The 14,392-nt window shown below is 64.1% G+C and carries 15 protein-coding genes; 7 read left to right on the top strand and 8 right to left on the bottom strand.

Annotated features, from left to right (window positions below; translation table 11 throughout):
* Window positions 1-149: 149 nt before the first annotated feature.
* From AC0CMF_RS09430 to AC0CMF_RS09420, 3 genes are read left to right on the top strand one after another with little or no spacing between them, the layout of a single operon-like run.
* Window positions 150-2,246: a transglycosylase domain-containing protein gene (locus tag AC0CMF_RS09430; RefSeq protein WP_247647846.1), complete on the top strand. Its 2,097-nt coding sequence runs from the start codon at window positions 150-152 to the stop codon at window positions 2,244-2,246.
* On the top strand, window positions 2,243-2,905 hold the full coding sequence (locus AC0CMF_RS09425) for a DUF1214 domain-containing protein (protein ID WP_374628648.1): 663 nt from the start codon (window positions 2,243-2,245) through the stop codon (window positions 2,903-2,905). The genes AC0CMF_RS09430 and AC0CMF_RS09425 overlap by 4 nt, the downstream gene beginning before the upstream one ends.
* 38 nt (window positions 2,906-2,943) lie before the next feature.
* The gene (locus tag AC0CMF_RS09420) at window positions 2,944-3,534 is read left to right on the top strand and encodes a DUF1254 domain-containing protein (protein ID WP_208977360.1); all 591 of its coding nucleotides are present in this window, start codon (window positions 2,944-2,946) and stop codon (window positions 3,532-3,534) included.
* Window positions 3,535-3,604: 70 nt separating this feature from the next.
* Here the strand turns inward: AC0CMF_RS09420 and AC0CMF_RS09415 are convergent, their stop codons facing one another.
* Both AC0CMF_RS09415 and AC0CMF_RS09410 read right to left on the bottom strand, forming a co-directional pair.
* Window positions 3,605-4,291, bottom strand: a complete 687-nt coding sequence (locus AC0CMF_RS09415) for a hypothetical protein (RefSeq protein WP_208975833.1) — start codon at window positions 4,289-4,291, stop codon at window positions 3,605-3,607.
* Between the two features lie 230 nt (window positions 4,292-4,521).
* Window positions 4,522-4,719 carry a hypothetical protein gene (locus AC0CMF_RS09410; protein WP_082205770.1) on the bottom strand — a complete coding sequence of 66 codons (198 nt, stop codon included), beginning with the start codon at window positions 4,717-4,719 and terminating at the stop codon, window positions 4,522-4,524.
* 193 nt (window positions 4,720-4,912) lie between these two features.
* Between AC0CMF_RS09410 and AC0CMF_RS09405 the strand changes: the two genes are divergently transcribed.
* Window positions 4,913-6,088, top strand: a complete 1,176-nt coding sequence (locus AC0CMF_RS09405; RefSeq protein ID WP_374628646.1) for a hypothetical protein — start codon at window positions 4,913-4,915, stop codon at window positions 6,086-6,088.
* A gap of 56 nt (window positions 6,089-6,144) precedes the next feature.
* Here the strand turns inward: AC0CMF_RS09405 and AC0CMF_RS09400 are convergent, their stop codons facing one another.
* Window positions 6,145-6,984, bottom strand: coding sequence for a helix-turn-helix transcriptional regulator (locus AC0CMF_RS09400; protein WP_374628645.1), 840 nt, complete (start codon window positions 6,982-6,984; stop codon window positions 6,145-6,147).
* 118 nt (window positions 6,985-7,102) lie between these two features.
* Here AC0CMF_RS09400 and AC0CMF_RS09395 point away from each other — a divergent pair, with 118 nt between their 5' ends.
* Complete coding sequence (locus AC0CMF_RS09395) at window positions 7,103-7,996, top strand: DMT family transporter (RefSeq protein WP_374628644.1); 894 nt, start codon at window positions 7,103-7,105, stop codon at window positions 7,994-7,996.
* A 39-nt stretch (window positions 7,997-8,035) separates the two neighbouring features.
* Here AC0CMF_RS09395 and AC0CMF_RS09390 read toward each other — a convergent pair whose 3' ends face one another.
* Genes AC0CMF_RS09390 through AC0CMF_RS09380 form a run of 3 tightly spaced genes read right to left on the bottom strand, consistent with a single transcriptional unit; the run spans window position 8,036 to window position 11,110 of the window.
* Window positions 8,036-8,383 (bottom strand): DUF1491 family protein, encoded by a 348-nt coding sequence (locus AC0CMF_RS09390; RefSeq protein WP_208997463.1) that lies wholly within the window; start codon window positions 8,381-8,383, stop codon window positions 8,036-8,038.
* Window positions 8,384-8,425: 42 nt separating this feature from the next.
* Window positions 8,426-9,334, bottom strand: coding sequence for a peptidoglycan-binding domain-containing protein (locus AC0CMF_RS09385; protein WP_374628643.1), 909 nt, complete (start codon window positions 9,332-9,334; stop codon window positions 8,426-8,428).
* A gap of 30 nt (window positions 9,335-9,364) precedes the next feature.
* Window positions 9,365-11,110 (bottom strand): sensor histidine kinase, encoded by a 1,746-nt coding sequence (locus AC0CMF_RS09380; RefSeq protein WP_374628642.1) that lies wholly within the window; start codon window positions 11,108-11,110, stop codon window positions 9,365-9,367.
* Window positions 11,111-11,442: 332 nt separating this feature from the next.
* Between AC0CMF_RS09380 and AC0CMF_RS09375 the strand changes: the two genes are divergently transcribed.
* Together AC0CMF_RS09375 and AC0CMF_RS09370 are read left to right on the top strand one after the other, a co-directional pair.
* Entirely contained in the window at window positions 11,443-11,925 is a 483-nt protein-coding gene (locus tag AC0CMF_RS09375; protein WP_058900372.1) for a DUF5330 domain-containing protein, read from the top strand.
* A 264-nt stretch (window positions 11,926-12,189) separates the two neighbouring features.
* Window positions 12,190-12,621, top strand: a complete 432-nt coding sequence (locus tag AC0CMF_RS09370; RefSeq protein WP_050471103.1) for a SufE family protein — start codon at window positions 12,190-12,192, stop codon at window positions 12,619-12,621.
* Here the strand turns inward: AC0CMF_RS09370 and AC0CMF_RS09365 are convergent.
* The gene (locus AC0CMF_RS09365; RefSeq protein ID WP_374628641.1) at window positions 12,584-13,426 is read right to left on the bottom strand and encodes a DUF6456 domain-containing protein; all 843 of its coding nucleotides are present in this window, start codon (window positions 13,424-13,426) and stop codon (window positions 12,584-12,586) included. The two genes, AC0CMF_RS09370 and AC0CMF_RS09365, sit on opposite strands and share 38 nt — an antisense overlap.
* Window positions 13,423-13,749, bottom strand: coding sequence for a helix-turn-helix domain-containing protein (locus AC0CMF_RS09360; protein ID WP_050471101.1), 327 nt, complete (start codon window positions 13,747-13,749; stop codon window positions 13,423-13,425). The genes AC0CMF_RS09365 and AC0CMF_RS09360 overlap by 4 nt, the downstream gene beginning before the upstream one ends.
* Window positions 13,750-14,392 lie beyond the last annotated feature (643 nt).

Raw genomic sequence — 14,392 nt, 5'->3', positions numbered from 1 at the left:
CAGTGACGGAGGCTGGCCAGCCGGATGCGGTGAGCGCTGAAACTCACGCGCCGCCCGAGGCTGAAGTCCATTCCGTCCCATTACCTCCTGAAGAAAAACCCCGCCAGCCGTTTGCCACCCGTCCGCGCCGGTCGCTGCCGGCCCTGCTCATGTCAATTGACGCCTGGCTGGATACGGCCCTGTGGCGCAGCTGGCAGGCCATCACGGACGGCTGGGATGCTTATTCCCGGTTCCTGCGCCGCTTCCGGGCCCGCGGCCTTTGGCGTGGGCTGGCAGAGCTTGGCTCGGATGGCTTCACCTTCGGCCTTCTCGGCTTCATCATCCTGCTCACCTTTGCCCAGCCCGCCTTTGAGGCAACGCGTGTGGCGGACTGGCGCACGACGGATGACTTCGCCGTCACCTTCCTCGACCGTTTCGGCAAGGAAGTCGGCCGGCGCGGCATTGTGCTCAACGACACCGTGCCCCTCGACGAACTTCCCGATATCCTGATCAAGGCAACGCTGGCGACGGAAGACCGCCGGTTCTTCGAGCATTTCGGCATCGACGTATTGGGCACCGCCCGCGCCATGGTGGAGAACCTGCGCGCCCGCACCGTTGTGCAGGGCGGTTCATCTCTCACCCAGCAGCTGGCCAAGAACCTCTTCCTCTCCAACGAGCGCACGCTGGAGCGCAAGATCAAGGAAGCTTTCCTCGCCCTCTGGCTGGAAGCGAACCTCTCCAAGCGCGAGATCCTGAAACTCTATCTGGACCGCGCCTATATGGGCGGCGGCGTTTTCGGCGTCACGGCGGCGTCTGAATTCTATTTCCGCAAGAATGTCCGGGAACTGACGCTGGCTGAGGCCGCCATGCTGTCAGGCCTTTACAAGGCCCCCTCGAAATACGCCCCGCATATCAACCTTCCCGCCGCCCGTGCCCGCGCCAACGAGGTGCTGAGCAACATGGTGCAGGCCGGCTTCATGACGGAAGGCCAGGTCATCGGTGCGCGGCGCAATCCGGCCGTTGCAGTCGACCGCTCCCGTGAGCAGGCCCCCGATTTCTATCTCGACTGGGCCTTCAACGAGGTCAAGCGTCTCGCCCGCCGCTATCCCGCCCTCGCCCGCGACCGTATCGTGACCGTCCGGACCACACTCGACCCCGCCCTTCAGCGGGAAGCCGAGCAGTCCATCGATGCCATCATGCGTCAGTTCTCGGAAGAGCGGCGTGCCCGCGAAGCGGCCATCGTCGCCCTGGTGCCGGATGGCGCGGTGCGCGCCATGGTCGGCGGCCGCGATTATGGTGCCAGCCAGTTCAACCGGGCCGTTGACGCGCTGCGTCAGCCAGGATCGGCCTTCAAGCCCTTCGTCTACATGACGGCCTTCATGAACGGCTATTCGAAGGACAGCATCGTTCCGGATGCCCCCGTTTCCATCGGCAACTGGAGCCCGCGCAATTACTCGCGCGGCTATGCCGGTGCAATCACCTTGAAAGAAGCCCTCACCCGCTCGATCAACACGATCCCCGTCCGCCTGTCCATTGCCCTTGGCCGTCCGAAGATCATCGAGATGTCCTATCTCATGGGTATCAGTCACGAACTGCAGAACTCCACCTCTCTGGCGCTCGGCTCTTCGGATGTCTCGGTCATCGACATGGCCGCAGGCTATTCCGTCTTCGCCAATGGCGGCTACAAGGCAACGCCCTACACCATTCTGGAGGTTCGCAGCTCCAGCGGCACTGTCATCTATGACCGCGCCCAAAACGAGCCTGAGCCCCAGCGTATCCTGCCGGAGGAAAAGGTCTTCGAGATGAACGACATTCTCGTCAACGTGGTGGAGCGCGGCACCGGCAGGCGCGCCCTGCTGGACGGGGTCGTGGCAGCAGGCAAGACCGGCACCACCTCGGCCTACCGAGATGCGTGGTTCGTGGGCTATACCGGCAACTTCACCGCCGCCGTCTGGGTAGGCAATGATGATTTCACCGGCACGAACAATGTCACCGGCGGCACGCTTCCGGCCATGATCTGGCAGCGTTTCATGGCCTATGCGCATGAGGGCATTGAAATCCAGCCCATTCCCGGCGTTGATGCGGCCAAGGTCAAGCCTGCCAAGCAGCTGGCTGCAAGACCGGAAGTGGCCAGCACCGGCAGCCAGCCCCGTATTCTCAACAGCCGCTCGCTGGCGGTCATCACGCAGATCGGCGACGCACTCGCGGCCATTGGCCAGACGGCCAGCGCGGCCGGCATGGACAGCAGCGGGGCAGCCCAGCCATGAACGCCCGCTTTGACTCAGGCCCGGAACTCGACTGGAAACAGGTGGAAACACCCGCCGTCCTGTCGCGCCGCAAGCCGCATCCGCTGTGGCGGGCCTTCACCATCACGCTGCTGTTTGCCGGTGCGCTCATCATTGGCGTCGGCTCTGCTTATCTGGCCCTCAGCCGTGAGGATCTTTTCCAGAGCGTGCGCATCGGTGTCTGGGGTGCTCATCCGCTGGCCGGAACACCGGAGGCCGATCCCTATTCCGCAGCCATCTTTGCACGGCTGGGCCGTATACCGCTTGCCTCCGGCGAGGGTGTGGCCTTCATCGCCAGGGAAACCTCCGCCGGACGCCCGCTCCGCCCCGGCTGCACCTATCTGATTTCGGGCCTGACCCCATCCGCACGCCTGTGGACACTGACCTCCGCTGATGGAGAGGCCCGTCTCGTCCCGGTACCGATGGAACGGCTCTATCTCGACAGCAACCAGATCCTGCGCAAACCGGACGGATCCTTCGACATCACCGCCTCCGCCCGCCCTGCCCCCGGAAACTGGCTGCCGACAGGCAAAGGCGAGGGCCTTTCCTTCATTCTGCGCCTCTATGATGCGCCCATCACCACGGGCTCCTCCCTTGCAGGCCTGACCATGCCCGCGATCAGCGAGGTCTCCTGCCCATGAGCCGCGCCATCACCGGATCTATGCGGTTGCCCCGTCTCTTGAGCCGTGCATCCGGACACGTCCGGGCCGCTCTGCCCCGGTTCTCGCTCTGGCTGCTCGCGATGCTGCTGATCGGCGGCATCATTCATATCTTCGTGGTTCTGACTGTTCCCGGCCACGTGCGCGCCAAGGCATTTGCCGAGTTGCGTCACCTCGGCCCGGACCGCATTTTCCATGTCCTCCCCCCCATTACCGGCGGGGAAGAACTCGCCCCCATGCTGGACCCGGCCATGCGCCATGCCGTCTGCTGGTTCCGCCTGGAGGATGGTCCCCTGACACTTGCGGCCAACGTGGACTCGCCCTTCTGGTCCATGGCGCTGTTCAACGGGCGTGGAGAGGTGGTCTACAGCCTCAACAACCGCACCTCCGGCTCAGGCGCCCTCGCCATGCTGGTCCTGACATCAAGCCAGCTGTCGATCCTGCGTGAGAACCCGCCGGAAAACCTGGATGAGATGATCGTCATCGAGACCGATCAGAACGAGGGCTTCGCTCTCCTGCGCGCCTTCGTGCCGGATGCCGCCGCAGACCCCGTCCTTGCGGATGAACTGGGTGCCGCCAGATGTGCGGATATCTTCACGCCGGATACATAAACCAGCCTGAGACGCACCGGGCCTGAGCAAATTCAAGACGCGATGCGTCTAAGCATCGAAAGCCTTGGCATCACTTCTGAACTGGCGGACGCTCCAGCCCCCAGTTGTTATAGATACGCGACCGCTTCAGATCGTCTGGGGTATCGAACCGGTTTTCCGCCGCACAGCCTTTTTCCGTCAGACGCACCACGTCTTCCAGTTCCTTGATCGCCCGGTTCGTGTCCCAAAGCCGGGATCCGGACGGGGTCTCGATCTCGAAATGGTCTGTTGCCGTCTGATAGGCCTGGATGCGGAAGCGCAGCGCCTGTGCCACCCAGCCGATATAGGCCCGGTTCTCCCAGACGCGGGCATTAGCCCCTTCGAAGGTATCCTGCGTCAGGATATCCCGGCGCGACACCGCAGCCAGCCTCTCCCGGTCGGCGGCCTCCACGCGCGCTGCCACCTCGCAGAACGGCGGCACCAGCTTGGTGTCGCCGCGGGCATCCGCGGCAATCCGGTCAAACCGCGCCTCGCTGGAGTTGAACTTTTCGGATCCGAGGAACACCGAATAGAGTGTCACCGGAACCTTGCCCTCTTTTTCCGGCAGCACTCGCGTGCGGGCCAGTTCCACCTTGGTGCCACCGATCCAGTCCTTCGCCCAGGGCGGCCGGATCAGCCCCCAGCCAAGATCCCGCAGCAGCTTTTCATCGTCCGTGAGAATAAACTCCGACACCGGCTCACCGCGCACCCGCGCCGCCAGCTTGCCTGCTTCAGGCATGATCGTGTCATGTATGACGGAGGGCTCCGCCCTGCCGAAATCTCCCGTCGGCCGGCTGCATCCTGCAACCAGCACAGCACAGCACAGCAGCGGCAAAACGGCAGAACGCGAGGGGCCGCGCTTCGTCCGGATGGGCCGGATCGCAACACAGGCCGGCCGGGCACTGTTTGCCCTGGTAGTGGTCATGCTGGCGTTCCCTGGCCATGGGTGCGGCAGGCACGCCTTGCGCGTCACTCCGCCTCGGGCGCAGCCTGTCCGGCTGGTGTTCCGATGGTCCCGATTCGGGCGGCAAGATCAAGCGCTTCCCGCTCGATACGCGCTCCGGGGAACAGAACGACCACGTCTTCCTGTGAAACAGGCCCCTGCCCGCCCGCTGCTTTGCGCTGCGGCCGCCTTGGTGCCATGCGGAAATCAAGCACGTATCCCATCGCTTCCTCCTTCGGCAGCAGCTCCGGCAAAAGGCGCGGGCTGTTTCAGGACTGTGGACACTTATGCTGGTTTTCAGAGTAACGCCCCTGCAGGGTTAACAGGCCGCTAACGGTTTATGTCTAATTTTAGCCACTGGACTGGGGGTAGCCTGTCCGTCCTTGTATTGAGTATCTGGCTGTAGCGGCGCGTATCATGTCATCAGTTCCGCCTGGTCGCGGTCCCAACTTCCTGAGCGGCACTCCGGATCTCACCCGGCGCGAACGCTTGCTACTGGCGGCCACCGAGCTGTTTGTGGCCCGCGAACGGCACGACCGGCAGGAGATCCGCGCCTTTGGCGAGCTGGCCATCAATCTCTACGAAGGAACCGATGTGGCAGACCGCCGCCGCATCGCCTGCCTCGCCGCCCGCGCCAGCGATATTCCGGCCGAGTTTCTGGATCTTCTCGCCCGTGATGAAGACGCGCTCGTCGCCTATCCGATTGTTCTGCATGCGGCCATGATCAGCACACAGGCGCAGCTTCTCATTGCCGAGCGCGGACCGGAGAGCCTGCGCCGGGCCTTGATCCGCCGTGAAGATCTCGTCCTTGCCGCCCAGACCGTGCTCGCCCGAACTGCGGATGCCCAATCGCTTCAGCAGCTTCTGCCCCGCATTGATCTTGCAAACCGTCCCGAAATCCTCGCAGCGCTCAGCGAACGCTCCGATGTCATGGCCGTGATCGGGCCGGATCTGGCCGCCCGCGCCCTGCTGCCAACGCCGCTTCTGCTCGCCAACTTCCCGTTTCTGGATCATGCAAACCGTCTGCTGGCCATTGGCGCTGCAGAGCTGCGCGCCCTTGGCAACCTGACCCGGCAGGGCGGCAATCGCCCGCCCCGTCCGGCTTTCAAGCCCGCCCTGCTGCAGCGGCTGCGCGAGACTGCCCTGTCCGGTGGCCACGAGGCCTTTGCGGAAGGTATTGCCTATGCACTGGGGCTCGATGCCGGACTTGCCCTGCATCTGGCCGCAGACGAACAGGGCGAAGCCCTGACGGTCTGCCTGAAGGTACTCGGCTTTGACAGCGAGAGCGCAACCGCAATGCTGGTGCGCCTTGGCGGCGTCACACTGGATCTTGCACGCCTGCGCAAGCTTCAACACCTGTTCGAGAACATGTCCCTTGATGCGGCCGATTGCCTGCTATCAAGCTGGCGTCACAGGGGCGAAATCATCGACGGAGAGCTTCAGCAGGCCGCAGCTGCCCGCCTGCAGCAGGCCGGAGGTGCCCGCGCCGGCCAGCGGCCGCAGGACATTGCCCGCCCCGGCGAACGCCCGCTGCCAACCCACAGGCCCGCACCGCGCGCCGTTCCTTCGACCCGCCGTATCACCAGCGTCTGACCGGGGCAGAGGGGTCAGCGCCCCTGCTTCACCACCCCTGCTTCACCACCCCTGCTTCACCGGCCAGCAGTCAGCTCGCCATAGCGGCCGGGCGTCATTCCCGTCTGCTTGCGGAAGGCCCGCGTCATGTGGCTCTGGTTGGCAAAGCCGCAGGCAGCCGAAACTCCTGCCGCCGTTTCCCCTGCCCTCAGCAATTGCCTGGCCAGATTGATCCGCTGCATCATCACCCATTCGCTGGGCGCCATGCCGCGCGCCAGCTTGAACATGCGGTGGAAATGAAACACGGAAAGGCCCGTCAGCGCGGCAAGGTCCTCCAGATGGATCACGCCGTCCATATGGGCCCGCACCCAGTCATCCACCCGCCGCAGTTGATGCGGGCTGAGCCCGCCTTTGAGCAACGGTGCACCACGCGTGAGATGCGCCACCATCACGGCAAAGGCCTCATCCGCCTTGAGAGCATCTCCGGCCATGGCCGCCTCGGCCATCTGGAACAACGGCACAGCGATGGAAGGCGCCGCCACAAAGGTTTCATCCCTCAGGTCCAGCCGCCGCGCGTCGCAGTCATGCACCTCGGCGAAGGCCGCACGCAACGCCTTGTCGCTGACATAGAGATGCACGAAGCGGAAAGGCTCGGTGATCTTCCAGTCCGATGCCTCCCCCTCCGGCATCACGCAGACTGCCCCCTGCCAGCCGGGCAAGGCGCCCTTGTCGAGCCGTGATGTGCCCGTTCCACCCTGAAGATAGAGGCTGAACGTATGCCGCTCCGGCGTCTCATAGGACACTTCGTCGTCATGATTTTCCCAGATCGTCACAGAGCGTTCAGCCCCCATGCCGAGATGGGCGGCCGCAAAGGCGGTGGCAGACTGGCTGAGAAAGTCGTGAACGGTCGGACGCATGACCACTTTCTACATCATTGACGGCCTGCAAGGCAGAGGCTGGACGGAGAATACCGCAAGATCGTGCAAGCCTTGCATTCAAGAGACAGCGTAACACCGGCAGGCAAGGAGCCTGCCCATGACCAACATTCTGCTTTTCGCTTCCACCGTCCTGCTCTGGGGCACCACCTGGATCGCCATTGCCTTCCAGATTGAGGCCGCGCCCGTCCCGGTCTTCGTCTCCATCTTCCACCGCTTTGCGCTGGCCGCCCTTGTCATGGTCGCGGGGCTGGCGCTCATGGGCCGCCTGCGCCGCCCCCGTGTCTGGCGTTTTGTGTTCGCGCAGGCGCTTTGCCTGTTCTGCTGCAACTTCATCGCGCTTTACACGGCCACAACGCTCATCCCTTCCGGCCTCGTTTCGGTGATCTTCTCGCTGGCCTCGCTCTTCAACGCGGTGAATGCGCGGATCTTCTTCGGCGACAGGATCACGCCGCGCACCCTGGTTGCCGCAGCCCTCGGGGCCTGCGGGCTGCTGCTGCTGTTCTGGCACGACCTGACGGTCGACTTCGACATTTCCGTGCTGAAAGGCATCGGCTGGGCGGCGCTCGGCACCTGCTTCTTTTCGCTCGGCAACATGGCCTCGCGGCGCAACACGGCAGAAGGCGTTCCCCCAGCCACGGCCAATGCCTGGGGCATGAGCTTTGGCGCCATTGCCTTGCTGGCGATCATCTACGCCACCGGCAACACCCTGGTGACCCCGCCCTCTTCGGCCTACTGGCTCGCCGCCGGATACCTTGCCGTCTTCGGCTCTGTGGCAGGTTTCACGGCCTATCTGATGCTTGTCGCACGCATCGGCTCGGCCAAGGCAGGCTATGCCACGGTGCTGTTTCCGGTCATCGCCCTTGCCGCCTCCAGCCTGTTTGAAGGCTATCAGTGGACGCCCGAAGCCATCGCCGGGCTGGCGCTGACCGGTCTTGGCAATCTGGTGATGTTCACGAAGGTCAGCTTCCGTCCGGCAAGAGCCGTGGCGTGACGGCGGCGGGCGTCTGACTCTCTCCCCCCAGCCTTGCGATCAGGCGCCCGTATCCACCACCTGCAACAGATCCGTCCCGCCCTTGCTCTCGATTTCGACGACCCAGAAATCCGGGTCCATCCGCTTTTCGCTCTCAAGCCGCGCCCGTGCGTCTTCGCGCGTGCCTTGGGAGATCAGCAGTTCGAAAGCCCTGTCATCGGCCGCCGTATCCATGAAGGCCTGCGGCGCAGGACCGTAGAGGTCGACCGTACCGTCCATCCGGTCCACCAGCACGAAAACAACCCCGGCTTCCTCCGCGCCCTTGCGGGTGGTCGCGGCAAAGCTACCGGCCGTGAAGACCTGCCGCACCAGCGCGCTGACGAAAAATCTGGATGTAAGCCGCGGCATGCGCATTTCCTTCCTGCGGGCCAGCCCGCAAGGCAGGCCCGGTTATCCCTCGAACGGAATCCCTGTGAATTCTTCGAGCTCACGAATGAGCGAGGGCGACACCTGTCCGGTGATGGCAAGCCCCCGGTCCAGCTCGAAGCGCTGAATCGCGTTGGCGGTGTTGTCGCTCATCATGCCGTCTGCCCGCAAGGGGCCATAGCCAAGTTCCGAGAGAAGCCGCTGCACCTTGGCAAGCTGCCCACCGCCATTCTCCGCAACCTGTGTCCCTCTGCCCACCTCCTGGGGGGGCACAGGCACTGTGCCTGTTGCGGTGGGAAGCGGCACATGGCGCACCGGCTGCGACTGTTCGACAAGAGCCGCAATCGTTGCCGGAGGCTGAGGAGCAGCCGCAGCCGGTGCCGGGCTCGCCGCAGCTGCGCTGTTGCGATGTGCCGGGCTGGCGAAAGGTGAGGGTCTCGGCAAGGGCACCGCCCCGCCGCCGCTGCTGCTGCTGCTGGCAGCGGCCCGCTCCACCAACCCTTCGGTCTCCATCAGCAGACGGGCAAGCAGGGCGCTGTTCACCTCGCCGCTTTCCGGCAAACCGGTCAGGATCTCGTAGCGGCGGATGGACCGTTCCGTCGCAGGGCCCACCATGCCGTCCAGCAGCCCCTCATACAGGCCGATGCGGCGCAATTCGGTCTGTACGTCCAGAACCAGCGTCGAAACCGCCTGCGGCATCACCACACGGTTTTCCTGGGGCACCACTTCGCTGTGCCGCTCACGCGTCACGACCAGCGGCGCCGGATGACGGCCTGGCTGAAGTCCAACCGCATTGGCAATGATCAGGCACCCGGTCAGCGCCATGACGATGGAACCACCGGCCGCGACGGGATTGTCCATCGCAGCCGTGCCCATGCGGGCAACCAGCCCCTCACGGGGCGGCGGTTCAGGGTCAACTCGCTTGCGTGCCATGCGCTCCAGTCCGCTCTCCGCTTTCCGGCCTCAGGCCACCGTTCGCACCGGCAGCTGACCTGCCTTGCGCGGTGAATTTGTTTTTGCCCCTGCCGCAGAGGGCGGCAGAAGAACCGTCATGCTTGTCCCGTTGCCCCGTGTCGCATCAACACGGAAGCTGCCGCCATGCAGCTCGGCAAGGCCTCTCACCAGGGCAAGACCGATTTCAGCGCCCGGCAGCGGCTCCGGCTGCCCGCGCCGCGAGGCCGCGCCTGCATCCGGCAGCATCCCCGTCGCCGTCACGCGGAATTCCGCGCCATTGCCGAGATGCCGGGCCAGAAGCTCGACCCGCCCTCCCGCTTGTGCCGACTTCACGGCATTGGACAGCAGATTGATCACGATCTGGCGGCAAGCTACCTCGTCCGCCGGAAAACTTCCCAGCGCCGGATCGATTTCACTAACCAGCGCAGCATTGCGCAGCCGCGCCTCATCCGCTGCCACCCGCACACAGTCCTGCAGGCAGGCAACCAGATCCGCCTCAGCCCGGCTGCCGGGCTTGAGAGGAACGGCCGGCTTGTGCTGCCCGGATATCATCCCGTCCACCACGTCCAGCAGATGGGTGCTGGACGCATGGATCAGGTCGGCATATTCGCGCCTGCGGGCAGCATCACTCAGGCTGTCTGGCCGTTCCCGCAACACCTCGGAAAAACCGGCAATCGCGGTCAGCGGCGCACGCAATTCATGCCCGGCTTCAGCAACTGTCCGCGACACATTCTCTTCGGCAGATCCTGCATTGCTGTGGCCCGCCGCTTCCCGCAGCACCGCGAGCACGCGGCCGGACCTGTCTCTTGCATCGGCACGCGAAGCCGGGCGGCATTCGATCAGAACGCTGCGGTAATCGGCCATTCCCGCCTCACCCGGACGGTTCCGGCCCTGCCGCAGCCGCACCTCAAGGCTCATGGAGCAGCGGTCGCGCTCCACATCCGACACCATCTTCAGGAAGGCCGGCCGGTCTGCCACATGCAGCCGCTGGAACAGCCCTTCCCGCTGCACCTGCCGTGCGCTGGCGCCAAGCAATGCCTCGCAGGATCCGCCGATGGAAATCACGTCACCGCCTTCGCCCAGCAATGCAACCATGCCGCTGGCCTCGTCATTGACCATCTTCAGGCGGCTTTCCAGATGGCGGAACAGGCCCTCGCCGCGCTGCTGTTCGCGCGCAAGCTTGACGCCCATCATCATGGCATAGGCGAGAGCACCGCCAGAGGAGACGGCCAGCGCCGCTTCCGGGCTGCCGGCCAGGGCATAGACGGGTGCAACGGCTCCCAGCAGAGCCAGCAGTCCCACTTCGACTATGCAGAGCGCTGTCACGTAGAGAATCGCGCGCCGGTCGGCGGTCAAGGCCGCCTCAACGGGCGCCAGGATCAGCCAGATCAGGGCAAAGGACGCAATACCGCCCGTTATGGCCGCAATGCCGCCAATGAACAGCGCAAAGACTGCCGCAGAGGCGGCCTGTGCCACCGTCAGATTGCCTGTGCGCGACAGGAACAGTGCCAGCGGCCACTGAGCCAGAGCCCAGCCGAGAATCAGCGTCAAGGGCAGCGAGGCCGGCCCGGCGACAGCGAGATGCAACGGAAACAGAAGCAGAGCGGCCGAGCCTGTCACCAGATTGGCCGTGATAAAGGTCTTGTGGCGCGGCGCGCGCAGCTCATCCCCTTCGACGGATGGATGAACCAGTCCCTCGACAAAACGGGCTATGGGCTGGCCATAGATGGTTAGGAACCTGGATACGCTACGCAACACACTCACCACGGGACCGGTAAGCCCGGTACCTCCAGTTTCTCGTTACCCGATTTTTCGCCCGGATCACTTAAGGAACGTTGAAGGCGGATCGAAACTCCTCAAAAGCCCGGGCAAAAAAACACCAGTTCCGCGCAGCCCCTTGGCTCAATCCCGTTCAAATTTGAATCAAGTTTGCCGAAATATATATTCAACATTCTGTTTTCTTTGAAGAAAATCACCCCCCGGAGAGAAACGCCGCTTTTGGATGTACCGGCTAATGTCGTGCCATAACAAAACCGTCAGCCCATGGCACGGAGACTGGCGGAACCGGAAAACTGAAGGGTAGCGCAATGTTCTTCCTCGTCAGGAAAGCCTTCTGGCTTGTCTTGGTGCTGGCGATGGTGCCGTTCTTCGCCGGCAAGGAGCAGGCAGGCGGCTTCAACGTCGACCCTGTGGCGGCTTTCATGGCCGCTCAGGCAACCGTAAGTGATCTGACAGGCTTCTGCGGCCGCAATCCGCAGGCCTGTGAAACCGGTGGCGAGGCCCTTGCGGCCATCGGCGCCAATGCCCGCGACGGCGCAAAGCTGGTCTACCAGTATTTCGACGGCGCAGAGGCAGGAAGTGGAACAAACGATCCGGCGCTGGCAGCGCACCCTGCCCCCGGTGACGTCACTGGCTCCATTCCAGCCCCGGATGGCACATCCGGCGGTGAACTCAGCATCCCGTCGTGGCATCTGCCTGCGCCGGAGATTGCACAGCAGAATTCCTCCGTTCCGGAGGCCTCCTTTGGGCCGGTGCCACGGCCCAATCCCAGGTCAGTCCCCCGGGTCTGACCGACCCTGCCGCGGCACCGGGCCTGTCATTCCGGACCGCGGTGGTTTGCGCCCGCATGACCGGACCGGTCCCCCGTCCTGACCCGGGGCCGGACTGGAGAGACGGAAAAACTCGGTGGCCATGCCGCCGCGCCGCAAGTGGATTGCTGCCCCTTCCACTTGCGGCGTCTTTTTTCCTGCCGCCATGCCGGGCACCCTTGCCTGCCGGGCCGCAACGTCTATATCTGCGCACCTGACGTGCTCCAGAAAGCGGAACCCCGGCACATGACCGCCAGTCTTGACGAAATCCTCGAGAACTTTGAATTCATCGATGACTGGGAAGACCGCTACAAATATGTCATCGAACTGGGCCGCGCCCTGCCCGCCTTTCCTGATGACCAGCGCACCGAAGACAACAAGGTGCGCGGCTGCGTGTCCCAGGTCTGGCTCGTCACCCAGATCACGCATGGCGAGGATGGCAGTGCCATTCTTACGTTCCTCGGCGACAGCGACGCCCTGATCGTGCAGGGTCTTGTCGCCATCGTGCTTGCCGTCTTCTCGGGCCATTCAGCCAAAGACATTCTTGCGACCGATGTGGACGCGATTTTTGCCCGCATCGGTCTCAAGGATCACCTCACACCGCAGCGCTCCAACGGCCTGAAGTCCATGGTCCAGCGCATCAAGGACGACGCGGCCTCGGCTCTGGCTGCGGCGTGACCGCCGGGCCATCGCATTTCCGGCGCGCTTTCCTCGCTTCCGCCATGCCGTAGTGCGAGGCCAGAGCGGACAGGCCGATCCCCAGCACCACCTTTGCCGAGCGGACCGGCCAGCCCCGTTCCCGCTCGACTGTCTCCAGCCCCTTGAGCAGGCAGCAGACATCCACAAGCACGCCGCCAAGCCCGCGGCCGACGGCATCCAGAGCCCGCTCCACCCGGAGGCGCGCCGCCATCACATTGTCGCTCATGTCCGGTCCGGCCGGGCCACGGCCGGTATGGCGCCCGGCTCCGGCTTCCGTGCGCCAGCCGCCGGACAGGTTCGGCATCATCGCCGCAAATGTATAGTCTTCCCGCAGGCGTTCACCTGCCTCAAACTGGGCTGCCGTCAGCATCGCCTTGCCCTTGCCATCCTTTCTCCGCGCCAGCCAGGCAAGAGGGCTTTCCGCCAGATTGACCGTCACCCGGATCGGGCCGTCCGCCCCTGCTTGCAGCGTCTGCGCCTCCCGGATCTGGTGCTGCAGCTGAAAGCCGTCCCTGCCCCCGCTCAACATCCTGCGCACATGCAGGCGGCCTTCAGTCGAAAGCCTCAATGCGCCATCCGGCGCCTCACGCGTCAGGCCCAGATGCTTCAGTTCGTGCAGCACCCGCACTGTCGCAATCATCTGCCGGCGCTTCCCGCCTGTCTCCTGGCGTCCCTCAAGCCGGACCGGAGCGTCTTCCTGACCGCTGCCGGACACAATGACAGCCCCTGTCGCGGCCAGAAACTTGAGAACCTTGCGACCTTCCTCTGTCAGCGCTCTGCTCATCGGAAACCCTCCCAGCGGGCAAGACCATAGACCGTCATGCCACCTGCAATCAGTTGTTCAATCTTGAAAAGTACGGCGTCGACCTGAGGATCATCGCGCCGGTCCTCCCACTTGCGGCAGGCGTAGGCGACCGTGGACCGGTCTCGGCCGTAGTAGTCCCCCACTTCGGCGCAGGAGAGGCCAAGGGCGACATGGGCCAGATACATCACCAGCTGCCGGGCATCGGCAATCAGCCGGACGCCACGGCCCTCACTGAGCAGCTCCGGCGGGCTGATGCCATAAACTTCCGCAACCAACCCCTCGATCAGCAGAAGCCGGGCCAAGACGGTTCTGTTCCTCACCTCTCCCGCCTGTCCCCCGCCTCCACCCTGACGCTGTTGCCGGATAGAAGTCCTCGCTACGCACTCCATCACCAATCTCCCCGTGGGCTTCCCCTTTAGGCTTATATTCCTACATAATACGTCAGCAATCCGGGGTGAGGGATAAGTTTCCTAGCAACTTTTAAGGGAGCGCAGATATCCGCCATTTCTCCCCATGCCAGCCAGTCCGGCGATGATGGATAAATTCCTGTCTGCAGCTGCGGACGGGAAACCGGAGCCTGAGCCTCTTCGGCGCCTGAGCAATTTCAAGGCGTGATGCGTCAGCATCGAAAGCCTTGGCAGAACGCGTCAGCATCGAAGCCTTGGCTTGCTCCAGGAGGCGTGAAGGGAGCCCGGATGCATAAACCGACAGTGCCGGACGGATTGTTCTGGATGCGTCTTGCGCGTCTTGGGCTTGGGGCAGAAATGGGAGGGACTGATCACCATGACCGCGGCATCGGCATTCCCACCCTGCTGCTCAGCCTGGTCCGTGCCATGCGGGCAGAGCGGGCAAGGTGCCGGCAAGCGCACTGGACAGGCGATCTCAACCGCCTTGCCGGACTGCGCGCTTCCTTCCGCATATTGTGGCCCCTGCGCCACTCATGCC

The sequence above is a fragment of the Pannonibacter sp. CBAS1226 genome (genome assembly GCF_055685825.1).
This window is presented reverse-complemented; position numbering and strand designations above follow the sequence as displayed.